The organism is Photobacterium sp. GJ3 (genome assembly GCF_018199995.1).
Taxonomy (GTDB): Bacteria; Pseudomonadota; Gammaproteobacteria; order Enterobacterales; family Vibrionaceae; genus Photobacterium.
Genome location: NZ_CP073578.1, coordinates 1,636,889 through 1,661,363, shown reverse-complemented (window position 1 = coordinate 1,661,363; position 24,475 = coordinate 1,636,889). Strand labels below are relative to the sequence as shown.

Here is a 24,475-nt window from a genome sequence, read left to right as displayed (position 1 = left end):
TTATTGGCTTGTGCGGTAAATCTGTATGTGTTTCTCTGCAATATGAAGGTGCAGATAATGACCCCGGCTCAGGCCAAGCTGCCGGGTTTCCCGAATCGGCACGTCCACTTTGATGCTTGGCAGACGATGTGCCCCCTGAAGCTGGCAGTCGGCGCGTAGAAAGGTGCCCTGAAACTCAAGATCTTTCACCTGGACCAGCAGGCTGCTGTCGCTTTGCTCTCCGGCTGGCAGAAAATGTAAATCTTCCGGACGTAACCCCAGTTCGACCTGTTCGCCGCGTTTCAATTGCTCTGCCGGTAAAGGCAGCAGCGTTTCACCGACTCGCATCTGATGTTCGCTGACCACGGAGGCAGGCAGGAAGTTCATCTGACCGACAAACTCAGCGACAAAGCGGGAAGCCGGATACTGATAAATCTCTTGCGGCGTCCCAACCTGCTCAACACTGCCGTGATTCATCACCACAATGCGGTCTGCCATTGCCAGGGCTTCTTCCTGATCATGGGTCACCATGATGGTGGTAATGCCCATCTGACGCTGTAAGCGGCGAATTTCTTCCCGCAGGTGTCCCCGGACTTTTGCATCCAGCGCCGAGAGGGGTTCATCAAGCAGTAACAATCCTGGCGATAATGATAAGGCTCGGGCCAGTGCAACCCGCTGCTGCTGACCACCGGAAAGCTGGTTAGGATACTTGTGTCCGGCGTTGGGCAGGGCAATGGTTTCCAGCCATTGCGTCACAATGTCGGCCACTTCTGACACAGATTTGCCCTGATTGCGGAGCCCCAGACTGAGATTTTCGCTGACGGTCAGGTTTGGAAATAAGGCATAGGATTGAAACACAATGCCAAAGTCACGCTTTTCCGGCGGCAGGTAAGTAATGTCTTTTCCCGCTTGCTCTATGGTGCCGGAACTTGCCAGATCCAAACCGGCAATGGCACGCAGCAGGGTGGTTTTTCCGCAGCCGGACGGCCCGAGAAAACAGATAAATTCGCCTTTGTTCATTTCAAGCGAGATGTTTTCCAGGGCAGTAAACTGGCCGAACTGTTTACCGACATGCGAGATTTTCAGGTAAGTTTCCATAGCAAAATCATTTCTCTGTTTGGTATATACCAAATTTAGATGGCGTGAGTGACACTTCGATGACAGAAGCTTGACGAAAAAAAGACAGCGGATGTCCCGTTGTGCGTCAAATCAAAAAAATAAAAAAACAGCCAGTCAATACTGGCTGTTCTGATGTCAGCGGTGAGGGAGGATTAAGAACGCGGTTCAGATTTTGCGTCGAACTTCTCAGACCAGGTTTTCAGCACAGCTTCGCGGCTGACTGCCATTTTCGAAAAGTCCATTTTCACCATGGCCTGCTGAACATTCGGGTAGTTTTTCACGGGCTTGTTCACTTCCTGATGACCCACGACCGGATAAAACTCGTTGTAAAGTTTGTTGGCGTCTTTCGACAGCGACCAGTCCACCAGACGTTTCGCCGCATCGGATTGGGTATTGACCAGACCGACCGCTTCGGCTTCCCAGCCCACACCGCCTTTCGGCAGGATAATGTCGATCGGTGCGCCCTGAGATTTCAGTTTGGCCCCACGGATGGCCATAGAAATTCCGATGGCGACTTCACCCATACCTGCCTGAACACAAGGTTTAGAACCCGAGTGGGTGTAATGGGCAATGTTTTTGTCCAGCTTTGACATGTAGTCCCAGCCCTGCTGATCACCCATGGTTTGTAACCAGGCAGAAACCTGCATATAGCCGGTACCGGAAGAGGCCGGATTCGGCATCGCAATCTGGCCTTTGTATTCAGGCTTCAGCAGATCTTCCCAGGATGCTGGCTTTTTCAGGCCAAGCTGCTTGGCCACTTTTTCGTTAAAGCAAACCGCATTGAAAAAGGCATCGTTCCCGAACCAGGCCGGGTTTGCTTGCGGGTCAATCAGATTGGTATGAATTTTCTTCAGGTCTTTTGGCTGATAAGGCTTCAGGACCCCTTCTTCTTTCAGCAGAGCCATAGAAGAGCCCGCCAGCCCCCAGACGACATCTGCGCGAGGGTTGGATTTTTCAGCCAGAAGCTTGGCCGTCATGATACCGGTTGAATCGCGCACCCATTTGATTTCAATGTCTGGGTTTGCCTGTTCAAATCCCTTTTTAAACTTCGCCAGCATGTCTGTTTCAAATGCGGTGTAAACCGTTAATTCCTCAGCCGCGAACGTTTGTGTGCTGGTCAGCGCCATCAGCGCGGTCAGTGGTGCAACAAGCCATGTCTTTTTCATTGATTCATCCTAAAGGTCAATTTGGTCTGTACCAGATTTATTCAACACGGCAAATGCTAGGCGGGCTTTGTGACAATTCTATGATTTGTAGATGTCAGTTTTATGAGCGTGATGTGATCGTGATCCAGCGCAAATTCACGCGAAAGATCGCCGAACATCGTCATTATGAATCTTTTATGAAGAGTCCTTCCGGTCCGTTTACAGCGTGGCGAGGCCCTCGCTATAGTGCGTTGTAAATCTGGTATAGTCCAAATGGAAAAGACAATGGCACACTCTGATAATCAATATCTGCTTCTGACTCCGGGCCCTCTCACGACTTCTCGCACCGTTCGCGAAGCCATGCTGAAAGACTGGTGTACCTGGGACGATGAATACAACCTTGGCGTTGTTCAGCATATCCGTCAGCAATTGGTTCAGCTTGCAACCTGCCACGACGGATATACCAGCGTGCTTATGCAGGGCAGCGGCACAGCCTCTGTTGAGGCGACTCTGGGTTCTGTCATCCCGGCAGACGGTCGTGTGCTGGTGATCAATAACGGTGCCTATGGGGCCCGGATCGCACAAATTGCTGAGGTTCTGAATATTCCCCACCTGAACTGGGATCTGGGGGAGGTCAGTCAGCCGAATCTCGACGCATTGTCTCAGTTGCTGTCTGATCAGCCAGAGATCACCCATGTGGCGATGGTTCACTGTGAAACCACGACAGGGATGCTGAACCCGCTCGAAGCTGTGGCACAGCGCGTGAAGGCTGCCGGAAAAGTGATGATTCTGGATGCCATGTCCAGCTTTGGTGGAATTCCGATGGATATGGGCGAGCTGGGAATCGATTTCCTGATCAGCTCGGCGAATAAATGTATTCAGGGTGTACCGGGTTTTGGTTTCGTGATTGCCCGGCGCGCACTGCTTGAGTCATGCAAAGGTCAGGCGCGTTCGCTGAGTCTGGATCTTTACGATCAATGGCATTGCATGGAAGTGAATCAGGGGAAATGGCGGTTTACGTCTCCGACCCATACGGTTCGCGCTTTCGCACAGGCACTGACGGAACTGGCCGGGGAAGGTGGTGTGTCTGCACGTTACCAGCGCTATCACACCAATCAAACCACGCTGGTGAAAGGCATGCAGAAACTTGGCTTTTGTTGCCTGCTGGATGAAACCTTACATTCTCCGATCATTACCTCGTTTTATTCTCCGGAATCTCCGTCTTACAACTTCAAGCGATTTTATGACAGCCTGAAAGCCAAGGGATTTGTGATTTATCCGGGCAAAGTGTCGGATGCGGACTGTTTCCGGATCGGGAATATTGGTGATGTGTATCCGGCGGATATTGAACGCCTGCTCACGGCAATCGAAGCGTCGATGTACTGGACTGCAGAAACGGCTGAGGCAGGAGAACAGGCATGAGTCAAGCGTCCGGTTTGAGCCAGCGTGCACATGCCTGCGAAGGCGACACCAATACGTCGCCTTCAAGAGCCCGCTGGACGGAGACCCTTGCCGATCCGGCGACACAGCAGCTGCTGGCAGAAGACAGTCAGTATTTTTTGCATCAGGCCATGTCGACGCCTTGTCTGGATGCACTGGCAAGCGCGGATGGCATCTATCTGACTGACGTTGCCGGAAAACAGTACATGGATTTTCATGGGAACAACGTGCATCAGCTGGGGTACGGGCATCCTGAAGTGCTTGCCGCGATTCAGAAACAGCTCGCGACATTGCCCTTTGCGCCGCGTCGCTTTACCCATCAGACCGCAGTCGATTGCGCCAAAGCGCTCACGCGGGTGGCCGGTGGGGAGCTGAACCGGGTGCTTTTTGCTCCGGGGGCACCTCGGTTGTTGGGATGGCGCTCAAGCTTGCCCGTTACATTACCGGCAATACCAAAGTGATCTCGCTGTGGGATTCATTTCACGGCGCGTCGATGGATGCGATTTCTGTCGGCGGGGAAGCCTGCTTCCGTGAAGGTATGGGACCGCTGATGGCCGGGGTCGAGCGGATTCCGCCACCCGTTCGTTATCGGGGCGCGTTGCCATCACCGGATGGTTCAGATCTGCATTATGCCGATTACCTGGAGTATGTGATCGAAAAAGAAGGCGGTGTCGGGGCATTTATTGCTGAAGGTGTGCGCAATACCGACGTGCAGGTGCCCAGCCAAGCCTACTGGCAGCGCGTGCGGGACATCTGCGACCGGCATGGGGTCATGCTGATTATTGACGATATTCCAAATGGCATGGGACGGACCGGTCACTGGTTCACCCATCAGGCATTCGGGATTGAGCCGGACATTCTCTGTATCGGCAAAGGTCTGGGTGGCGGCGTTGTGCCCATGGCGGCCATGCTGACAAAAGACAAATATAACCAAGCCACTCAGATTTCACTCGGGCATTACACCCACGAGAAAAGCCCGATTGGCTGTGCTGCCGCGCTGGCCACGATCCAAGTGATTGAACAGCAAAACCTGTTACAGAAAGTCCGGGACGATGCGATTTATATTGCCGATCGACTACAAGCCATGAAAGCGAAATACCCGTTCATCGGCGATGTTCGTGGCATCGGCTTACTGTGGGGGATCGAACTGGTGGAAGACCGGACAACCAAAAGCCGTGCTTTTGCCGCCGCAGAGCAGGTGATGTATCGCTGCCTGGAACTGGGAATGAGTTTTAAGGTGTCGCAGGGCAATGTTTTGCAACTGAGTCCGCCGCTGATTATTTCCCGCGAAGCACTGGTTCAGGCGCTGGATTGGGTCGAGCAGGCCATTGCAGAAGTGAGCCAACTTTAATTTCGTAAGCTGACAACATTCAGTATTTGATGAATAAGAGAGAGAAACATGAAACAAGTGCAAGCCGTAATTTTCGACTGGGCCGGAACCGTGGTTGATTTTGGTTCATTTGCGCCGACCACCATTTTCGTAGAAGCGTTCAAGCGCGAATATGATTTCGATATTTCACTGGCAGAAGCGCGGGTACCCATGGGGCTTGGGAAATGGGATCACATTCAGGCGGTGGGGGCGTTACCTGAAGTGGCCGCACGCTGGCAGGCGCAATTTGGCCGGGAAATGACGCGGGAAGACATCGATAATATCTACCAGACTTTTATGCCGTTACAGGTTGCAAAGGTTGCCCAGCATGCGGATCTGATTCCGGGGACGCTCGATGTGGTCAGTCACCTGCGGGAATACGGAATCAAAATGGGCTCCTGCTCCGGCTATCCACGCGTAGTGATGGATGAATTACTCCCGGCTGCGGAAGCGAATGGCTTTAAACCCGATTACGTGGTGGCAACCGATGATCTGGCTGCCGGTGGGCGTCCGGGGCCGTTCATGGCATTGCAGAACGTGATTGCATTAGGCATACAAGATGTTGCTGCCTGCATCAAAGTTGACGACTCCGTCCCAGGGATCGAAGAAGGGCACAATGCGGGGATGTGGACGGTGGCACTCTTGCTGTCTGGGAATGAAGCGGGTCTGACAGAACAGGAATTCCTGAATGCATCTGAATCAGCGCTGGACTTAGCCAGAGCAAAATCGAAAAAAGCATTTGAACGTTCTCATGCACATTATCAAATCGACACCATTGCTGATTTACCTGCAGTCATTGTTGATATTAATCGACGTTTAGCGGCAGGTGAGCGGCCTTAACCTGATTTTGATGACTTAACTCTCCCTCTTTTGCCAGACGGTTCAGGAATGACTTGCGGTTTTATCTGCTGAGCTGTCTGGTTCTCATCTCTTTGTTGCACTTAATTTGTTTCCTGAATTTTCAGGTCTCGCCTGACCAAATGAGTGCAAATGCATGATTTTTAAACATCATTCTCTCTCCGAATGGATGACACACGACGTTTTTCATCGGGAAGTATAATTTTTAATGCATTGTTTTTCATCGATATTTTATAGATCCGTTCCTGTTCGTTTTGAATGCTTATTGAATTTGGCTTAGATATTGCTGTGTCATTCTGATTCTTTGAGCAACAGGGAAAGCGATGAAAAAGTAAATGGAATGTAAAAGTTTGGTATGGAATACAACGTGATTGTCTCGAAGCGTGTTCGAACAGCTCAGAAACAGACAAATTACAAAGCGTGAGTGGTTGTTTAATTAACGTGCAATTCATGTTAATCAAGTGTTTTTTCAGTATTTTTTAATTGCTGCAAAGCAAGAAAAAGTAAGATCACGCGCAAAAAATTGAAGAGATAAAAAAGTAAGCAGGACTGGATGACTATATAGTGTGTGGCACTCGTCCAATTTACTTTAGCTTGCAGATTTATGCTGTTGAATTCTTGTGAAGGATAATTATGAAATCATCAGTTGAAGCCCAACAAGCGAAAGAGATTGTGTTTGATTACACCTCCTTTCTGTCTGTGTTGTGTCATTACAGACCAACGTTGTGGGATGCATTCAAAGTGATGCTGCCTGCACTGGAATTTTCCTGGGGCAGGACTTATGGCTCGTACTCGAGTAAAACTGAGCGCTTACAGAGCCAGGCCCTGAAGGTGCTGTCGACCAATACCAGTGATGTGAACAATCTGATTCGATTGTTGAGACTGGCGCGAATGGAGCAGATATCCGAACTGAATGTCTGCCTGCCTTATGCACTGGACGAAACACAGCTGGCTTTGATTCAGGAAAAAGCTTCCTGTGAGATTCAGGAAGTCGGAAGTCATGGAGAGCAGTTACACATCCGATTGAATCCGCTCTGAAGCGAAACGGCCAATCGCTCTTCGAGAAAAACGCCTGTATAGCATGTTTTGTTGTACAGGCGTTTTTCATTGAGACTAGTCTGCAGACCGTGACGCGGGTTTATTCACTGTGTGGCTTTCAGTGTAGCAGTGGATTGTGCGTACTTCGGCGGATAACGAATGCCATGGCGTTCCCGTGAATTGCTGCTTCATGGATGGTCCGGTTGCAATAATCACGGACGTCACCGCAGGCAATGACTGCACTGCAATTCCCCATTTGCAATGCTTTGGCCATGAGCGCCTGAGTTTGTTGCCCGTCTTTTTTATTGAGCAGGATGACTTTATTGAGATCGACGCCTGCGCTTTTCAGCAGATTGCGATCCAATAATGCATCATGACCAATGAACATGATCCAGCGGTTCTGCGCACTGGCTTGTTTCAGCAACCGGAGTAAATAGGCCAGTTGGGCTTGTTCTTGATCGCAGAAACTGACTTCAATCGGATATTGAACCTGGATGGAACTCAGGGGAGAAGTGGGTGACAGAAACGTTGATTTATACACCTGAGAAGCGGTTACCGATTGGAAGCTGTCTAATTGTGCTGTCATGAGAGTTCCATCCTCTGAAAAAATTCACCGAATAGTGTGTATCTGTACATGCTGTATGCTTATACAGTAGTTTTCTTCCTCAGGGGTTGCAAGCTTTTTTTTCGGGAACACTTCACATCTTGGCTCAGGTTTCAGGGTGGGTTTGTGCGTTGTTTTTATATAAGCAATTGTAAATTAAGTGTAATTTTGTTTTTTTTCTTCGTTTTGGTTAGTTTGACGGTAAACCTGTCATTCAGTCTGAGGTTGGCGCGGGAAACGCAGAGACTGGCGTTTATACAGTAGTTTATACAGTGGTTGATACAGTAGACTGAGTGACAAACAACAGTGTGAGAGGACGTTTGCCCAATGAAAAAACAAACCCGTTTTGCTGCGACAAAGGTTGCAGGGATCTTTCTTTTGTCGGTAAATCTGTTCACGGTAGGCTGCAGTGAGCCTTTTGCCATTTCTGCTGAGCCCGTGAAGGATGTTGACCAGATAGACATCAATGATCGGGTCTTAAACGTCTATTGTCCTCGCGGTATATGTCAGTTTGAACTCAGCACCAACCAGGAAACGGATTTGGTGGTGAACATGTTTTACGGCGAGGAACAGCCTTTTACCAAGATTGAAGGGGTGAGTGTGACCGGTGAAGCAGGCTCCAGTCTTAGTGTCGAAAGTCAATCTCAGTTTAAAATGCTGATTCAACCTCAGAAAACACCGATTCGTGTACAGGTGATCGACTATTACCGTTGAGGTGATTGGGCTTTGTTCGATGCTGACGAGTAACCAAAATCTTAAATAAGTGAATGATTCGTTATCGATTCTTTGGGGATTTTGAGCCTTTTTGATGGATTCATTGCGATTTTGATAGCACCAGACTGATTTGTGTTAGCAATAGCCAAATTCATACGCGGATGGGTTGATTTCGGGGGGATTGAACAGTAGTATCCGCACCTCTTTTTTGTGTGGTGGTGTATATGAGCAGATTTGAGTGCCTTGAGAGAATTGTCGATGAATACCGCAAGAAGGTTCGTGACTCAGAATTCAATAAGCAAAACGACAGTGAAGTTGCGAAAGTCCTGGTTTTACTTGTAGGGAACTCAATGTTCAACCTGGCAGATGAATTTGCAGCGTGGGTTAACCGTGGTGGTGATCGCAGCTATGGCGGCAAGTTTTTTGTGTCGAAACAACTGATGACACTGCTTGAGCCTGTCACTTTCCGTGGCGTGACTGTTCGTCGCGATTCCATCAAACTGTTCCGTATCGGTTGATATCCGTCTCGCATACAGAAATAAAAACGGATTCGCCGCTGGCTTGCTGGTGGCTCAAAAAGGATGCTTCGGCATCTTTTTTTGCTTGTGTTTGTCGCCAGAAGTGGCTTGGCAACGGCTGGATCTCCAGGATGAATTATGGTCTGATACGGCCCATTATCTGTAAATCGAGATTGAGAGAGCATCCATGGATTCAGAATTTTGGCACAACCGCTGGGCTGAAAACCGAATTGGTTTCCATTTGAGTGAGACGAATCCTGTATTACCGCAATTCTGGCCACAATTGGGCATCAGCCGTGATGAAACCGTATTCGTCCCAATGTGTGGAAAATCACTGGATCTGACCTGGCTTGCAGAGCGCCATCATCAAGTCATTGGCGTAGAACTGAGTGAGATTGCAGTCCGTGCCTACTTTTCTGAGCACCTTTATATTCCGACAGTGACAACGCTGGGAAATGGCCACACGTTATATGAGTTTGATGAAGTCCGGATTTATTGCGGGGACTTTTTCACTGTACCTGTTGACACTGTGGATGCAGTCTATGACCGGGCAGCACTCATCGCGATGCCCGAAAAAATGCGGGAAAGTTATGTTCAGCATTTGCTGTCACGGGTGAAACCAGGCGGGAAAATTTTGCTGGTGACACTCGATTACCCACAACAGGAAATGTCTGGCCCACCATTCAGTGTGCCCGCACCCGATGTTGAATCGCTGTTTAAAGGCTGCGATGTCAAACACCTGGGACGTGAGGATGCGGACGCTTCCCACCCAAGAATGCAGCAAGGATTATCCCGCTTTGCGGAAGAAGTCTGGCTGATTCAGACACCTGCTTAAACCTCTGCATTTGTGTGTTTGGTCACAGATCAAACAACCTTGCTGTTAGCCGGGTATTTTGAAGATTAGGCTTATTCCATCAATACTTTAGTCTCTCATGAAAGAGGCAGGATGGAGGTGAGCAATGAAATCAGAAAACCCGGTGGACAGTTTTCAAAGCAAGCAGTCTCTCAATATCGACGGAACGCCGTATCAGTATTTCAATTTGTCGGCGCTGCGCCATCTTGGCGATATCGATCGATTACCTTTTTCGCTGAAAGTATTACTGGAAAACCTGCTTCGGTTTGAAGATGGTGAAACGGTCACGAAAGACGACATTACGGCCATTGTTCAGTGGCTGGAAAAGCGTTCATCTGATCGTGAAATTCAGTATCGTCCCGCGCGCGTTCTCATGCAGGATTTCACCGGCGTTCCGGCTGTGGTTGATTTGGCCGCAATGCGGGATGCCATCGCCGCTGCTGGCAAAGATCCGGAAAGTATCAACCCCAGGTCGGCTGTTGATTTAGTGATTGACCATTCGGTGATGGTCGATGTCTATGCGTCGGAAGGTGCATTTGCCCGCAATGTTGAACTGGAAATGAAGCGCAACAGCGAGCGGTATCAGTTCCTTCGCTGGGGGCAGCAGGCCTTTTCAAACTTTCGTGTGGTCCCGCCGGGCACTGGCATTTGCCATCAGGTGAATCTGGAATATCTGGGCCAGTCGGTCTGGCAGGATGAAGATACGCTCTTTCCGGACACCCTGGTTGGTACCGATTCTCATACCACGATGATTAACGGCCTGGGCGTGCTGGGCTGGGGTGTGGGTGGGATTGAAGCTGAGGCGGCCATGCTCGGGCAGCCGATTTCCATGCTGATTCCTGAAGTGATCGGTTTTCGTCTCAGTGGCAAACTCAAGCCGGGAGTCACTGCGACTGATCTGGTGCTGACCGTCACGGACATGCTGCGCAAGAAGGGCGTCGTCGGCAAATTTGTCGAGTTTTATGGTCCCGGTCTCGACGGCTTACCGCTGGCTGACCGAGCGACAATTGCCAATATGGCACCGGAATACGGTGCCACTTGTGGCTTTTTCCCCATCGATGAAGAAACGCTGAACTATCTGCGTCTGTCCGGCCGTGATGAAACGATTCTGGCTCGTGTTGAACACTATACAAAAGCGAATGGGATGTGGCGGGACTCCAGTCATCCGGAACCGTTATATACCGACACCTTATCTTTGGATCTGACTGATGTTGTTTCCAGTATGGCTGGCCCGAAACGGCCACAGGATCGGGTTTCGTTACCTGCGATCAAATCGGCAACGTCGGATCTGTTGTCACTGAATGGATTGGATCCGGATCAGAAAGTCCCGGTCGAGACTGAGGACGGTGGATTTGCGCTCAAACATGGCGATGTCGTGATTGCGGCGATTACGTCCTGTACCAACACATCTAACCCCAGCGTCATGCTGACCGCTGGTTTACTGGCGAAAAAAGCCGTTGAGAAAGGGCTCAAGCGCAAACCCTGGGTAAAAACGTCACTGGCGCCGGGTTCAAAAGTGGTCACCCGCTATTTTGCGGATTCCGGCCTGCAACCTTATCTGGATGAACTCGGTTTTCATCTGGTCGGTTACGGCTGCACAACCTGTATCGGGAACTCCGGGCCTTTGTTACAGCCCATTGAGCAAGGGATTCAGCAGGGCAATTTAACTGTCTCTTCTGTACTGTCAGGAAACCGGAATTTTGAAGGTCGGGTTCATCCGTTAGTGAAAGCGAACTGGCTGGCATCGCCGCCGCTGGTGGTTGCTTTTGCCTTGGCCGGGACAACCCGAATCGATCTGACGCAGGAGCCGCTGGGCGTCGATCAGCAAGGGCAGCCCGTTTTTCTGGGGGATATATGGCCTTCCCAGGATGAAATTTCGCAAGCAATGAAAGAAGTCAAAAGCACGTTGTTCGAGCAGGAATATGCCGATATTTTCTCCGGAGATGATATCTGGCAGCAGATACAGGTGAATGCAGGTAAAACTTACCAATGGCAACCAGACTCGACTTATGTGCGCCTGCCGCCGTTTTTCGAACGTATCGCTGAGCCAGTACAACCTCTGCAGGATATCAGCAATGCAGCTATTCTGGCATTGTTTGGGGATTCGATTACCACAGATCATATCTCTCCGGCTGGCAGTATTCAGCCTGATAGTCCCGCGGGTCAGTATCTGCAGGCGCATGGTATCAACCCCGCCGACTTCAATTCGTATGGTTCCCGACGTGGTAACCATGAAGTCATGATGCGTGGGACGTTTGCCAACATCCGGATCAAAAATCTGATGCTGGATGGCAAAGAGGGCGGTTATACCTTGTATCAACCGTCCGGAGAAGTGATGTCGATTTATGATGCGGCCATGCAGTACCAGTCGCAGGGCACGCCACTGGTGATTTTCGCCGGAAAAGAGTACGGCACCGGTTCCAGCCGTGACTGGGCCGCCAAAGGAACGAATTTGCTTGGGGTGAAGGCGGTACTGGCAGAAAGCTTTGAGCGGATTCATCGTTCCAATCTCGTGGGTATGGGAGTCATTCCGGTTGAATTACCTGCGGGTTTACGGGACAGCATGTCGCTCACGGGTCGTGAGCGTGTATCACTGAAAGGCATCGAGACATTGGCCCCGGGCGCTTCACTAACGCTGGTGATCACGGATGAACAAGGTAACAACCGTGAGTCTCAGGTGAAAGCCAGAGTAGACACGCAAACTGAGCTGGCCTATCTGAAAGCAGGTGGGATACTGCATTACGTTCTGAGAGCGAGGATAAAGGCTGATTGACACCTTCATTGCTAATTTGTTGACATCACCCATGTCAATTATTTGTCATTTGTGGTGCAACAGGTTCGTATTGCCGCGAAATAGCAGATAAAGTAGAGTTTAAGTCTTAAAAACAACTCTATTAGTAGAGCGAAGTTCAAGGAATATGGACAGTAACATGAAGAAGTCATTGATTGGTTTGTTATTGTGCGGACTGTCGACGTCTGCGTTTGCATCACAATCCGCCGGTATTTTTCTGGGCTCGCCGATGAGCGGTGTGCAACTGAAGCATAACGATTTACGATTCTCACTGGGTCTGGACGAGTTTGGATTTGCCGTCGATAAAACTTTTAATCTGGGAACACTGACGCACAACCCGCAACTGAACATGGGTTACACCTTTGTCGGTGCTCAGTTTGTGGATGATCACTGGGATAAGTTAGGTGTCCGTTCCGGTGTGGGGATTGAAATCCCGGTGAACCAGTTTGAGCTTTACGGCGAAGTGGGTCCAACCCTGTATATGGTTGAAGATGTCGATGTCGAACTGGAAGCGGCGATGGGTGTGAGAGTCCGTTTCTGACAAATTCAATTCACGAACCACAAGAAAGCTGGCAACTGCCAGCTTTTTTGTGGTCAGACTTCTGCCTATTTGAGCGTGGCCAGCACAACTTTACAGCGTTATTCATAGATTTGGTCATCTTTGCGTGTTCGATGAGCGGTATTTTATGCACAACATTTGTGTCATGAATGCTGTACGGATGATTCTAATTTACCTGTGTGTCGCTCTCCAGGCTTGTAGTCCTTCTCTGTTTTTTTTGTAGGAATCATTGAACTAAAATTAGAAAAACCTTTTAAATCAGATTATTAATGCGCTGTCGCGTATTTGAGTAATTTGACAGTATGATACGCCGGAATACTATTACATGATTCATATTTTTAGGCAGATATCATGCATTGGTATTTTTTATATTTCTTATTCTGTGCGATGAGTACTGCATCCTGGGCAATGCCGATTGCACTGAGTGAAGAAGAGAGTCGTTATGTGCAAAATAAATCAGTTTTGCGCGTCGCTGTGCTGTCTGAAAATAATGATGAACAGGAACGGGTCGATCGCAACGATGAATTTTTTGATATCAGTATTGATTATATTCAAGGAATAGCAGATGAACTCGGCCTGAAAACTCAAGTGATCAGCTATCCATCGGTCAGGAACATTTATTCCGCTGTGCTTACAGGGGAGGTTGATCTTGCCTCAGGGTTTACACGGACAGCTAAACGTGAGCATCATTTCATATTCACGGATAGTATGTACAGCAGTACGATTGCTGTTGGATATCGGAATACGGATAAAGTATTAGAAAAAGAAAGTGAGCTGAATTGGGTTTGTGTCAGCGATACAATCTACTGTGATATTTTAGAAGAACGTGGCTATTTACATATTAAAAAAGTAAACAGTTTTTTTGAAGCTGTTGATTCATTGAATGAAGGTGAATCTGATACGATTTTAGAAAGCTATGTGTCGTTGATTGAATACTCTAATGACACGAATATTGTGATGGGTAAACTTTACACACCCATGTGGGCAGAAGCACTGAAGGTTTCAGCCTTTGCTCGACCAGATAATCAGTTACTGATCAATGTCATTAATAAGGTATTAAAGCGAGAAAAATTAGGCCAGACGAAACATACGATTGTATCTGAAAGTCCGTACCATAAAACGGATAAAATCAATGCAATGGTACAAAAAAATGAACTTTTCAAAGAACCTATTCGATATACTTTAGAAAATGATCTCTACCCAATGTTTTATCGAACAGTATCTGGTCATGTGACAGGTTATGTTTTAGATGTGCTAAATCGATTGGAAAGCAGATCGAACTTAAATTTTGAATACGTTCCTCTTATCGAGGGGGAAACACCAGAGGAAATGCTGGCTGAAGGTAAGGTGGATTTGTTACCAATTATTATCAATGAAACACGTGATGTGAATCAAATCAGGTCAACAAAACCTTATTTGAAAATAAAGTTTGTGAGCATGGAGCTAAAGGAAGGTGTCGATCCTTCGATTGAAAAAGTCGGTGTCTTGCTCGCTGGTCAACATGAAGAAAGCTATATGGATTCATTAAATGAGTCTGATTTTGGTGATCATGTTGAATATTTTACTGACTTCATGCAATTAGTCGTTGCACTGGATGATCATGAGATACAGCGGGCTTTTGTGAGTGAAAATGTTGTTGATCTCATTATTGCGCAGCAAATTGACCAGCGATTTGTCGTGAATTTTGATGTTTATCGTAGTGTGAATTTATCGATGGGGGTTTCAGCGAATAATCGGTTACTTGCGGATGTGCTCAATGGCACATTCATGACATTAAATGATTTTGAGTTAAAAGAACTGAAACGAAATTACACCATGTTTAATGTATCTTATGGTTACGAAAAAACTGGAGTGATCAAAATCATTGTTGCTGGTATCTTGGCATTTGTCTTTCTTATTTTAGTGGGGTATTGGGGATGGAAGAATCTAAGCAGAAAAATATCTCACAGTAAAAAAGAAGCACAGCATACACAAAAGGAGTTGGATCTATTACAAGGGATTATTAACGGATTGCCTATCCAAGTCTTCATTCACAATAGCAACAATCAACTGTTGCTGACCAATTGTGAAGAGTTTATCCACGGTCGTTGTACAAGCTGCGAAATGAAACCTGAAATGGTAAACTCCGATTATTTAATAGAAAATCCACAAGAAATTCAGCGTGTCATTCAGGATAACGACGTTGTCGATCGTGTGACTGAAATTAAAAATTGCCGTTTACAAATGAAAGCTGTTCATATTTACCGGAAGTGTATTGTAAATAATCGGGGCAAAGGTCCTCTTGTATTAACGGCAATTAATGACGTCACAAAGCAAAAAGAACAACAAGCAGAGTTGATCGCGGCGACTGAATTAGCAAAAGGAGCCGTCGTTGCTCGTGAGCAATTTCTGGCGAGTATGAGTCACGAGTTACGGACGCCCATTGCTGGAATGTCTGGTTTGATTGAAATGCTGATGATGCAACTGAAAGAAAGTGAATCAAAATTGATTCTCGATAATATTGCGGCTGCGACACATAACTTACATATGTTAGTGAATGATATCTTAGATTTTTCTAAGCTGGAAGCGAATCAGTTACAATTAGACTTGAATAAGACCTGCCTTATTCGTGAGATTTGTGAAGTCCTTCGTACGCATCATGTGGCAGCCAACAAGAAAAATCTTTATTTTGAACTTGATTTCCAGCCGACAGATATTAATGAAGTTGAAATTGATAACTTGCGTTTGAATCAGATTCTTCACAATATATTATCTAATGCGATTAAGTTTACCTCACGGGGTGGGGTCACTGTTCACGTAAACATTCAAATGGACCGGGTTGATGTGAATATTAGCGATACTGGTACCGGGATGACTGAAGAACAAAAAATAAAAGTATTTGATCCCTTTGTACAAGCTGATGGTTCAATTTCTCGCAAATATGGTGGGACAGGATTAGGACTGACTATTGTAAAAGATTTAGTTTCTTTAATGGGGGGGAATTAACAATCAATTCAATCATTGGTTTAGGGACACGTGTAAATTTTTGGGTTCCATTACAAGTGGTCTCCAATTTTTCACAAAATCTAAGCTCATTGAATGCGGCCTACTCTGGTGATGAACAACATATCCAACAATGGTTAACAATTTGGACCGGTGAGAGTTGTGTTGATCATGAAGTTGATGTGGAACTATATCATCACGGGAATTTTAAATTAAGTGAAAATTCACACCATATATTATTATGCCAATCTGTAACGGACTTCAAACGTACAGATAGAAAATTGACTAAATTATTGGCTTCACCACTGTACCCAGACTTATTGCTCGACTCTCTAATCAGTATCAGTAGCGGGGTGACGGATGAGCCCTTATATATCGTGAACCAGTTTATCGGGAGTGTATTGGTTGCAGAAGATAATCAAATCAATCAGTTACTTATTCGCAAGCAATTAACCAAGTTAGGGGTTGATGTACAAATCGTCTCTGATGGTGAGGCTGCTTATAGTCTTCTGCAACAACATCACCAGGATTTTGATTTGTTAATCACCGATTGCCATATGCCAAATATGGATGGGTTCGAATTGACGAATAAGATTCGTTCAGAGTTACCGCAGTTTAATGATAAGCCGATTATTGGTTGCACTGCTGCTGATGTGCGAGCAAAACCAAACTGTTCATATGAGTATGAATTTGACGATATGCTGTATAAACCTTATGGCATCGATAAAATGGCGAGGTTACTCAGCCTTTACCTGCCTTTAGAGAATAACGTCAGCCAAGAAGAAACGGTAGAAGTGGCTCAAGGTCATTGGTGGGAAAATTTTAGTGACGATGAGCAGGAAATTATGGCGAATATATTTTTGCAATCGATGTCTGGTGATTTAGATAAGTTGAAGAAATACCAAATGAAAAATCAGGGTGATCATAACTCAATTCGACAACTATCCCATCGTATTAAAGGGGGAGCTTTGTCAATCAATATTGATGAGATTAGTGATCATGCCAAACGTTTGGAAGAGGCGACTGAGCGGCGTGATGAAAATCTGGATATTTACTTATCCAGTTTGACTCAGGTCATGCATAAGTATATCCAACAAACCGAGAAATGGTTAAAACACAATGCAAACTAGCTCCCATAATATTTTGGTCGTGGATGATAACCTGATTGAGCTTCATGTGACAAAAAACATGTTCAACCAATTAGGGGTTAAAAATATCAGTCTTGCAGAATGTGGTAGTGATGCTTTGGAGCTGTGTAGCCAGCAAGAGTTTGACCTCGTTGTCTGTGATTTAGATATGCCGCGAATGGATGGCTTAACTTTTTTACGTCGATTGGATGCGGCAAATTACAGAGGAGGTGTCTGCATCGTCAGTGGTAAGAGCCAGAATATTATCGATGTTGCGCTTCGGATGTGTGATGACTGTGGCTTTCAATTTATCAAAAAAATATCAAAGCCTGTAAAATTAGATGGTTTGAAAGAGGCGATGAGTTATCGCTATGTAAGTTATTTTTATGAGAAAGAAGATTCTGGAAAGTTAAGTGAAGGCATCAGGAATATCAACATTTCGGATGTCATTCTAGGTTTGAGTCGCCGTGAGTTCATTACATATTATCAACCGAAGTTTTGTCTTACTACGCGGGATATTATCGGTTGCGAAGCTTTAATTCGTTGGCAACATCCAGTTTATGGTTTGCTACCTCCAGATGCTTTCTTATCTCTGATTAACGACGCAGAGCATGCTGACAAGATCTTTTTTTATATGTTGGAGATGATTTTACAGCATATGCAAAATGAGGTGATGCCGGAAAATGTTGCAATTAATGTCAGTCATATGAGCTTTGACCGCCATGGATTTTCTGATCGCGTGTTAGAACTTTGCCATCAGTATCAGATTCCCCCTTCACGAATCACGATTGAATTAGTGGAGTCTGAGGAATGCAGCAAAACGTCGTATATGTTAGAAAATTTTGCTCGTTTGTGCATCCACGGTATTTCTTTGTCTGTGGATGACTTTGGCACTGGATATTCCTCGCTGCACAAATTAGCTTTATTACCATTCAGTGAAGTCAAGATTGATCGCTCTTTTGTTTCCAGTTGTTTACTGGATGACCGGTGTAAATCAATCGTCACAACTACGTCGCAACTCGCATTAAGTCTGGGAGCACAAGTTGTAGCAGAAGGCATTGAAGATAAGGCGACATTGGATTATATCACAACATTAGGTATACAAAAGGCTCAAGGTTACTACCTTTCTAAACCTATTCCTTTTGAAGAAATGCTATTACTTATGGATAAATAATAATTAGGAGAAAATTCATCGATGAATAGTCAAACTTGTGTCATTTTGGATGATCATCCGCTTGTGTGTAGCGCGATTGTGGCCATGTTGAGACCAACTGAGCGTTTTACTCACATTTATACTTTTACAAATACTCAAGAAGCAATAAGTTTTATCAAGAGCAATCAAGTTGATATGCTGATTATTGATGTTAGCCTGGAAAATAGTGATGGATTTGAATTTTTACGTCGTGTAAAAGCACATGGATATAAAGGAAAGGCATTGTACGTATCTGGTAATAGTTCTCTTTTATACTCAGAAACAGCTTTTGGACTGGGTGCGGATGGTTATATCAGTAAAAGTGAAGATATGTCTCTCATCCATGATGCCATTGACGCGATCATGAATGGTTACAGTTTCTTTAAGTTTAAACATCTGCTGGATACAAAACCCGCAGCATCACAAGTGAAACTATCAAATCGTGAGGCGATTGTTTTTCAATATTTAATTGAAGGTAAAAATAATAAAGAGATTGCAGAGATTATGCTACTCAGTCAGAAAACGATCAGCACGTATAAGAAACGTATTTTGAATAAATTTAAAGTTAACTCTATTGTTGAGCTAATGGGTGTGAATGAGTCTTTGCTGCACTAACTCTTGGCTGAAGGCGCTATGATTGCTTCATCTTGGTGATACAAACTATGAAAAAAGCGTTGCAATTCAGAGACAATCAGTTTGTGTAACGGACTGCTTCGCTGAATTAATGGGAGGTATACACCAATGTGAAGGTTAATTTCTATCATGTCTTTAAGGCAAAAAAAATTAAAGTTAGGCTTGACAAAACAATCAGGAACAATGAAAGTTACAGGTTGCTTATCGGAAATTTCCCAACATAGTGATATATTGTCTAGGTAATAATCAATCTGGATGGGTATTCCAGAAGAAATCAAGTAATCTAATACATACCTTTTATTGTCATTCCACCCAGGGATTTCCATATGGATAAAAGGTAATTCTAACATTTTTTCCCCGTGAATATTAAAATGTTTCGCTGACACTAAGCCAACATCAAAATCACATATTTTAGTCTGATAAATTTTCTGTGAGAAAGAATCATGCCAAACGTTGACACCTAAAGTGATTTCATTACGTTCAATTTGTTCGACAGTTTTGGGGTTCCAGGTGAGTAAAGATAATTTGCTCCGTGGGAAGAGATGATGAAAAATTTTATATAATTCAAAGCCATGGCTTTCAATTAATATTGCGGGTAGGGCGAGAGAGATATGTCCTTGATAACGATCGGGGTCAAAATTCTCCGGTGTAAGCAGGAGTTCAATTTGGTCTAAGTTTTTTTCTAATCTTGAAATGATCTGTTGTGTATAGGCAGTCGGTTGCATTCCGTAATGATTACGTTCAAAAAGTGTTTGGCCTAATTGACTGGACAGTTTGGATATCTGCTTACTGACTGCACTCTCGGAAATTTTTAGCTGATGCGCAGTTGCTTTAATACTACCTTTCAGGCACAAAACCCGTAGGGTTCGCAGCAAATTTAAATCAATATCGGATTGTCCGTTCATTTTGAAATCTATTCATTAACTACCTTGTTATTACAAATAGCCCAAAATTTCCATTTTGGAAAGAAAGGATTTCCTAGATTTAGACAGATACATGTAAGAATATGTCTGTAATGACTTGGGTAAGTGATGTGTATAGCGAAAAAGGTATTCTGAACAAGTGGCTCTATGGGTCGTGAACCAGAAGTGAAACAAGCGTAAGCTTGTTGAGTTCAAGCAAAAACTGCGAGTGAGCCGCCCATGAAGTGTCCGGTAAGGTATCGACACCTGTAGAGGATGAGCGCTTGCTCGACGATGTTTAGTATAAATAGAGAATGCGCTCAGGGATTGAGTGTGATGCGGAAGGCCAACAGATGACGGTCAGCAAGAAATGATATCCGCATATCCCCCTGAATACATCTCCGCTTAAGTCTGAACATAAAATTGGACGTAATCTCAGTGATTGTGCGATTGGAAGAGTCGTGTTTATTTCGGTTAAGCGTGATTCACCATGCAACCCGTGTCAGTATTTTGTGGCGTGAATCGTTCTATTTTCATGATAAACGGGCGACTGAACAGATGTTCAAGATGAAAATACCAAATGAAGTAGATACATGATCGGCTGATGTTGCCAAAATTGGCGGGATCATGACAGGTCTGTATTACACCTGGAAGCGATGAGGTTTGATGATGAAAATGCCAATGAATTATCAAGTTTTACATATTGACCCCCAACCCTTAATGCAAGAAGCTTTGAAACAAATCTTACCTCAAGGCTTGATGTATGCTGAAATATTTAGCGTAAGCGATTTGTCATCGGCTAGAAAAGTCCTGGAAAAACAGGCAATTCAATTAATTATTACTGAAGTTGAGTTGAGTGATGGGTGTTCATTGGAGTTTATTTACCGTCGTCAAGCGATGTCACCCAAAGTTTTAGTGTATTCAAGCCTGCCTTACGAAAAATATTCTCAAGCTGCCGAGCAGGCTGGGGCAGATGGATATGTGTCTAAATTAGAAAGCACGGCTTTTCTTCTTCATTCGGTCAGACAAATTTGTTTAGGATTTACTGTTTTTAAGCAAAGTTGTGGTGAAAAAACACAATCTAAATCTCGCTCTCTGTCTCATCGGGAAAATACAGTCTTGAATTATCTAATGAAAGGGCATACGAATAAGCAGATATCCCAAATATTATCGCTCAGTGAAAAGACGATAAGTACATACAAAAAACGTATCTTCACAAAATATCAAGTAAATAATGTGATCGAATTAAAGTCTCACCAAGATCACGTTGCGAATATGAATAAGAAATATTCGCCTCTATTTTAGCGTTATATTCACAATGTAGGATCTATTGACGATGGCAATATGTTGGTTATCGTTGTCGAGCTCTGTCCGGTATTGTGGATGATTAATTTAAGTCATGGACTGAATTTTTTAATAATTGTTTGAAGTAGCTCTCTATAACAGCGTGGGAATGCGGTCGGCTACTTGTAGGATTTTTCCTTACTTATTGTGAGCTGTTTTTTAAGTTTGATTGATGAAAGTTATATCCATTATGATATATGTGTCGTAATTTTCTAATTTAAGAGCTGTTGTGATTTGTTTTTTGTATGCGTTGGGTAGCTTTTAAATAATTGTTTTATCTATTTAAAAAGATGATTGGCGCCATACATCTGGAGCCATCATTGCCATTCGGGATAAAAATGACAGGTTTATATTGAAATTAATAGAGTAGGCCTGATCCCACCCTGAAAATATAATCCAGAGATAACTATATGAAGAGAAAGATAGTTGTATTCCTTAGTGTTATCAGTCTCCCTGCATGGGCGACGCCTGAATCACCTCGTTTTTTTATTGGTGCAAAGGGAGGTTATCAATGGGCTGCTGACGACAATTATAACCATTCAGATCCAGACGGTGCGATCTTTGGGGTTTATAGTGGATTACAATTCACGCCTGCCTGGAGTTGGGATGTCGGCTATCAATATCATGATGATTTAACAGCGGATTCTTCATCGATCAACGTTAAAACCTGGCTGATTGAAAGTGCAATCCGTTACGATTGGTATGTGAAAGATAACCTGAGTTTATATGGTCGGCTGGGTGCTGCTTACTGGGATGTAGAAAAAACGAATCGTGCTTCAGATAAGCTGGATGCGACAGGTTTATCTCCACTTGGCGAAGTGGGTGTTGACTATACTTTGACCCCAAACCTGCGGCTCTCTGCCGGTTATCAGTACATCGACAGTATTGGTAAGTCGAATACGGGTAAATATGACAGCCATGGATTATTGGTCGGGCTTCGCTATACCTTTGGTGATTCAACGAAACCTACGTTAAATGAAAACTTATCAACGCCTGCTAACGAACCTGTGCCAGTTGAAGCGCCACCTCAAACATTGAATTTTTTAACAAAAACTTTGTATGAATCTTTTGATTTTGGTTCTACTGAAGCCAGCCAAGATTTAATTCAGCAGGTATCAGAAATTGCCTCAGTACTCAAGAGTTACCCTCAATCTCATGTGGTGGTTGTGGGCCACACGGATTCAATCGGCTCAGAGGCGGATAATCAGGTACTGTCTGAAAAACGTGCCAAGCTGGTCGGGAATCAACTGCTTGCTTTAGGAGTCAACCCAACTCAAATTGAGGCCCGGGGTGAAGGAGAGTCTCATCCTGTGGCTGATAACCGAACCGAGGCAGGGCGAGCTAAAAATCGCAGAGTTGAAATTACTATCCCAGATTTTCAGTATCAGTAATAGGTTGTATTATGATGAGATATATTATTAAAGGATTATTTGCAGTAATAGTATTACCTTTAGTGATGCTATTGACGGGTTGCAATTCAGACGGTGCTTTTTCCGAGTCAACCGTAAAATTAGAACGTATAGATATCACTCCTTCGCCAGTAGCAACACGAGGAGTGAGTCACCTGACGTTGGCTGCGGGGAATACACAAACCTTTGTCGCAGTGGGTTACTATTCGGATGGATCGTCGCGAACATTAACTGATTTAACGATGAGTAATTGGCGCTCAAGTAACACTGATAGGGGGTATTTTGATGCACCGGGTATTTTAACCGGTGGTCATTCGCCAGGTTCTGTCACTGTGGTTGCAACGATAGACGGCATCTCCAGTAACACGGTGAATGTCGATGTGACCGCAGCAAGGGTGATGGAGATTACGGTGACACCTGCGAGCGTTCGCATTGCAAAAGAGCAAACGCAACAGCTGACGGCGACGGCAACCTACAGTGATGGTACGTCATCTGATGTGAGTGATTCCGTGACATGGACGCCAGCAAACCCTTCGATCACGACAGTGACGCCTGCGGGTTTGCTGACCGGTGTGGATGGGGGAACCACAACAGTCACTGCTTCGAAAGACGGCATCGTGAGTAGCACGGTGAATGTAGAAGTGACCACAGCAGAGCTGACTGGTATTACCGTGACTCCTGCGACAGTGGTTGTGGCCATTGGTCAAAATCAATTCTTGACGGCGACGGCAACCTACAGTGATGGTACGTCATCTGATGTGAGTGATGCCGTGACATGGACGCCAGCAGACCCTTCGATTGCGGTATTAATGAGTAATGGTTTGTTGCATGGTGTTGACGTTGGAACCACGACAGTGACTGCCGCGAAAGACGGCATCGTGAGTAACATGGTGAATGTCGATGTGACCCCGGCAGTGATGACGGGTATTGTCGTGACCCCTGAGACTATTGTTGTGGCTAAAGGTCAAACTCAGCTTCTGACGGCGATGGCAACCTACAGTGATGGTACGTCATCCGATGTGAGTGATGCCGTGACATGGACGCCAGCAAACCCTTCGATCACGTCAGTGACGCCTGCGGGTTTGTTGCATGGTGTTGACGTTGGGACTACGACAGTGACTGCCTCGAAAGACGGCATCGTCAGTAACACGGTAAATGTCGATGTGACCGCAGCAGTGGTGACGGAGATTACTGTGACCCCGGCGAATGTGGATGTGATCAGTGGTATATCAGACCAGCAGTTAACGGCGATGGCAACCTACAGTGATGGCACGTCATCCGATGTGAGTGATTCGGTGACGTGGGTGCCTGTGAATACTTCGATCGCGACAGTGACGCCTGCTGGGTTGTTGACTGGTGTGGCAGGGGGGACCACAACAGTCACTGCCCTGAAAGATGCCATCACCAGTAACACAGTCTATGTGAATGTGTGCGGATCACTCGAAGATGCATGCATTGATGCCTTCGATGCGGGGAGTGGGAAGTTGTTCACCAACACACCATCAACCGCTTACCTGAACAGTATCGGGGGAAGTGAAACAAGTGTCCCACCGGAAAACTTTATATTTCCTCCGTTCAACTGGGGCAACGCGAACACATTGTGCGATACATATAATCGTGTGAATCTCGCAGGGCGTTCCAATTGGCGTGTGCCAACTGTAAATGAACTCAAAGTGGAGTTGGTGGGTGTGCCTGGGGATTTGAATGCCGCGCGAGGCTGGCCGAACGGTGCTGGTTACTGGTCATCGGAGGTTGATTCATCGAAGACTAATGATACTTACTATTTCCTTGTGAGTATCAGTACCGGCGATGTTGGCAGCCTTCTCCCGGCCAATGGGCGCTTCGCGACCTGCGTCTCAGAACCATAATATCGAACATAGTATTGAACGTTTTATGATT

The 24,475-nt window shown here is 45.5% G+C and carries 19 protein-coding genes and 1 pseudogene; 16 read left to right on the top strand and 4 right to left on the bottom strand.

Annotated features, from left to right (window positions below; all coding sequences use genetic code 11):
- Together KDD30_RS07365 and KDD30_RS07360 are read right to left on the bottom strand one after the other, a co-directional pair.
- A complete protein-coding gene (locus KDD30_RS07365) occupies positions 1-1,077 on the bottom strand; it encodes a putative 2-aminoethylphosphonate ABC transporter ATP-binding protein (RefSeq protein WP_211649003.1) in 1,077 nt (358 codons plus the stop codon).
- 173 nt (positions 1,078-1,250) lie between these two features.
- A complete protein-coding gene (locus KDD30_RS07360) occupies positions 1,251-2,264 on the bottom strand; it encodes a putative 2-aminoethylphosphonate ABC transporter substrate-binding protein (protein WP_211649001.1) in 1,014 nt (337 codons plus the stop codon).
- A gap of 264 nt (positions 2,265-2,528) precedes the next feature.
- On the opposite strand from KDD30_RS07360, the gene phnW reads away from it, so the two are divergent.
- From phnW to KDD30_RS07340, 4 genes and pseudogenes are all read left to right on the top strand, one after another.
- Positions 2,529-3,665, top strand: coding sequence for a 2-aminoethylphosphonate--pyruvate transaminase (gene phnW / locus KDD30_RS07355; RefSeq protein WP_211648999.1), 1,137 nt, complete (start codon positions 2,529-2,531; stop codon positions 3,663-3,665).
- Positions 3,662-5,047 (top strand): annotated as a pseudogene (locus KDD30_RS07350) (aspartate aminotransferase family protein). The gene phnW and the pseudogene KDD30_RS07350 overlap by 4 nt, the downstream one beginning before the upstream one ends.
- A gap of 35 nt (positions 5,048-5,082) precedes the next feature.
- Positions 5,083-5,892 carry a phosphonoacetaldehyde hydrolase gene (gene phnX, locus KDD30_RS07345; RefSeq protein WP_211648997.1) on the top strand — a complete coding sequence of 270 codons (810 nt, stop codon included), beginning with the start codon at positions 5,083-5,085 and terminating at the stop codon, positions 5,890-5,892.
- Between the two features lie 651 nt (positions 5,893-6,543).
- Positions 6,544-6,948: a hypothetical protein gene (locus KDD30_RS07340; protein WP_211648995.1), complete on the top strand. Its 405-nt coding sequence runs from the start codon at positions 6,544-6,546 to the stop codon at positions 6,946-6,948.
- 118 nt (positions 6,949-7,066) lie between these two features.
- Here the strand turns inward: KDD30_RS07340 and KDD30_RS07335 are convergent, their stop codons facing one another.
- The gene (locus KDD30_RS07335) at positions 7,067-7,534 is read right to left on the bottom strand and encodes a cell division inhibitor SulA (RefSeq protein ID WP_211648993.1); all 468 of its coding nucleotides are present in this window, start codon (positions 7,532-7,534) and stop codon (positions 7,067-7,069) included.
- A 345-nt stretch (positions 7,535-7,879) separates the two neighbouring features.
- Here KDD30_RS07335 and KDD30_RS07330 point away from each other — a divergent pair, with 345 nt between their 5' ends.
- The 9 genes from KDD30_RS07330 to KDD30_RS07290 all read left to right on the top strand — a co-directional run bounded on the left by KDD30_RS07330 (position 7,880) and on the right by KDD30_RS07290 (position 18,903).
- The gene (locus KDD30_RS07330) at positions 7,880-8,266 is read left to right on the top strand and encodes a spore gernimation protein (RefSeq protein WP_211648991.1); all 387 of its coding nucleotides are present in this window, start codon (positions 7,880-7,882) and stop codon (positions 8,264-8,266) included.
- A 224-nt stretch (positions 8,267-8,490) separates the two neighbouring features.
- Positions 8,491-8,784, top strand: a complete 294-nt coding sequence (locus KDD30_RS07325; RefSeq protein ID WP_211648989.1) for a hypothetical protein — start codon at positions 8,491-8,493, stop codon at positions 8,782-8,784.
- 187 nt (positions 8,785-8,971) lie between these two features.
- A complete protein-coding gene (locus KDD30_RS07320; protein WP_211648987.1) occupies positions 8,972-9,619 on the top strand; it encodes a thiopurine S-methyltransferase in 648 nt (215 codons plus the stop codon).
- A 124-nt stretch (positions 9,620-9,743) separates the two neighbouring features.
- Positions 9,744-12,410: an aconitate hydratase AcnA gene (gene acnA, locus KDD30_RS07315; protein ID WP_211648977.1), complete on the top strand. Its 2,667-nt coding sequence runs from the start codon at positions 9,744-9,746 to the stop codon at positions 12,408-12,410.
- A gap of 157 nt (positions 12,411-12,567) precedes the next feature.
- On the top strand, positions 12,568-12,969 hold the full coding sequence (locus tag KDD30_RS07310; protein ID WP_211648962.1) for a hypothetical protein: 402 nt from the start codon (positions 12,568-12,570) through the stop codon (positions 12,967-12,969).
- 369 nt (positions 12,970-13,338) lie between these two features.
- The gene (locus KDD30_RS07305) at positions 13,339-15,972 is read left to right on the top strand and encodes an ATP-binding protein (protein WP_211648960.1); all 2,634 of its coding nucleotides are present in this window, start codon (positions 13,339-13,341) and stop codon (positions 15,970-15,972) included.
- 56 nt (positions 15,973-16,028) lie between these two features.
- Positions 16,029-17,099, top strand: coding sequence for a hybrid sensor histidine kinase/response regulator (locus KDD30_RS07300; RefSeq protein ID WP_211648958.1), 1,071 nt, complete (start codon positions 16,029-16,031; stop codon positions 17,097-17,099).
- A complete protein-coding gene (locus KDD30_RS07295; RefSeq protein ID WP_211648949.1) occupies positions 17,089-18,270 on the top strand; it encodes an EAL domain-containing protein in 1,182 nt (393 codons plus the stop codon). Before KDD30_RS07300 ends, KDD30_RS07295 begins: the two co-directional genes overlap by 11 nt.
- A gap of 21 nt (positions 18,271-18,291) precedes the next feature.
- Entirely contained in the window at positions 18,292-18,903 is a 612-nt protein-coding gene (locus KDD30_RS07290) for a response regulator transcription factor (RefSeq protein ID WP_211648938.1), read from the top strand.
- Here the strand turns inward: KDD30_RS07290 and KDD30_RS07285 are convergent.
- Positions 18,900-19,826: a LysR family transcriptional regulator gene (locus tag KDD30_RS07285; protein ID WP_211648936.1), complete on the bottom strand. Its 927-nt coding sequence runs from the start codon at positions 19,824-19,826 to the stop codon at positions 18,900-18,902. The two genes, KDD30_RS07290 and KDD30_RS07285, sit on opposite strands and share 4 nt — an antisense overlap.
- Before the next feature lie 663 nt (positions 19,827-20,489).
- On the opposite strand from KDD30_RS07285, the gene KDD30_RS07280 reads away from it, so the two are divergent.
- The 3 genes from KDD30_RS07280 (at position 20,490) to KDD30_RS07270 (ending at position 24,444) form a co-directional block, all read left to right on the top strand.
- Positions 20,490-21,128 (top strand): response regulator transcription factor, encoded by a 639-nt coding sequence (locus KDD30_RS07280; protein WP_211648934.1) that lies wholly within the window; start codon positions 20,490-20,492, stop codon positions 21,126-21,128.
- A 449-nt stretch (positions 21,129-21,577) separates the two neighbouring features.
- Positions 21,578-22,558, top strand: coding sequence for an OmpA family protein (locus KDD30_RS07275; RefSeq protein ID WP_211648932.1), 981 nt, complete (start codon positions 21,578-21,580; stop codon positions 22,556-22,558).
- Between the two features lie 260 nt (positions 22,559-22,818).
- Positions 22,819-24,444 carry an Ig-like domain-containing protein gene (locus KDD30_RS07270; RefSeq protein WP_211648930.1) on the top strand — a complete coding sequence of 542 codons (1,626 nt, stop codon included), beginning with the start codon at positions 22,819-22,821 and terminating at the stop codon, positions 24,442-24,444.
- The last annotated feature ends 31 nt before the right edge of the window (positions 24,445-24,475 follow it).

What these genes read in the sequence shown, in the direction of transcription:
- KDD30_RS07365 (WP_211649003.1), bottom strand. Translation starts at nt 1,077, where the DNA reads ATGGAAACTTACCTGAAAATCTCGCATGTCGGTAAACAGTTCGGCCAG.
- KDD30_RS07360 (WP_211649001.1), bottom strand. Translation starts at nt 2,264, where the DNA reads ATGAAAAAGACATGGCTTGTTGCACCACTGACCGCGCTGATGGCGCTG.
- phnW (WP_211648999.1), top strand. Translation starts at nt 2,529, where the DNA reads ATGGCACACTCTGATAATCAATATCTGCTTCTGACTCCGGGCCCTCTC.
- phnX (WP_211648997.1), top strand. Translation starts at nt 5,083, where the DNA reads ATGAAACAAGTGCAAGCCGTAATTTTCGACTGGGCCGGAACCGTGGTT.
- KDD30_RS07340 (WP_211648995.1), top strand. Translation starts at nt 6,544, where the DNA reads ATGAAATCATCAGTTGAAGCCCAACAAGCGAAAGAGATTGTGTTTGAT.
- KDD30_RS07335 (WP_211648993.1), bottom strand. Translation starts at nt 7,534, where the DNA reads ATGACAGCACAATTAGACAGCTTCCAATCGGTAACCGCTTCTCAGGTG.
- KDD30_RS07330 (WP_211648991.1), top strand. Translation starts at nt 7,880, where the DNA reads ATGAAAAAACAAACCCGTTTTGCTGCGACAAAGGTTGCAGGGATCTTT.
- KDD30_RS07325 (WP_211648989.1), top strand. Translation starts at nt 8,491, where the DNA reads ATGAGCAGATTTGAGTGCCTTGAGAGAATTGTCGATGAATACCGCAAG.
- KDD30_RS07320 (WP_211648987.1), top strand. Translation starts at nt 8,972, where the DNA reads ATGGATTCAGAATTTTGGCACAACCGCTGGGCTGAAAACCGAATTGGT.
- acnA (WP_211648977.1), top strand. Translation starts at nt 9,744, where the DNA reads ATGAAATCAGAAAACCCGGTGGACAGTTTTCAAAGCAAGCAGTCTCTC.
- KDD30_RS07310 (WP_211648962.1), top strand. Translation starts at nt 12,568, where the DNA reads ATGAAGAAGTCATTGATTGGTTTGTTATTGTGCGGACTGTCGACGTCT.
- KDD30_RS07305 (WP_211648960.1), top strand. Translation starts at nt 13,339, where the DNA reads ATGCATTGGTATTTTTTATATTTCTTATTCTGTGCGATGAGTACTGCA.
- KDD30_RS07295 (WP_211648949.1), top strand. Translation starts at nt 17,089, where the DNA reads ATGCAAACTAGCTCCCATAATATTTTGGTCGTGGATGATAACCTGATT.
- KDD30_RS07290 (WP_211648938.1), top strand. Translation starts at nt 18,292, where the DNA reads ATGAATAGTCAAACTTGTGTCATTTTGGATGATCATCCGCTTGTGTGT.
- KDD30_RS07285 (WP_211648936.1), bottom strand. Translation starts at nt 19,826, where the DNA reads ATGAACGGACAATCCGATATTGATTTAAATTTGCTGCGAACCCTACGG.
- KDD30_RS07280 (WP_211648934.1), top strand. Translation starts at nt 20,490, where the DNA reads ATGATGAAAATGCCAATGAATTATCAAGTTTTACATATTGACCCCCAA.
- KDD30_RS07275 (WP_211648932.1), top strand. Translation starts at nt 21,578, where the DNA reads ATGAAGAGAAAGATAGTTGTATTCCTTAGTGTTATCAGTCTCCCTGCA.
- KDD30_RS07270 (WP_211648930.1), top strand. Translation starts at nt 22,819, where the DNA reads ATGAGTAATTGGCGCTCAAGTAACACTGATAGGGGGTATTTTGATGCA.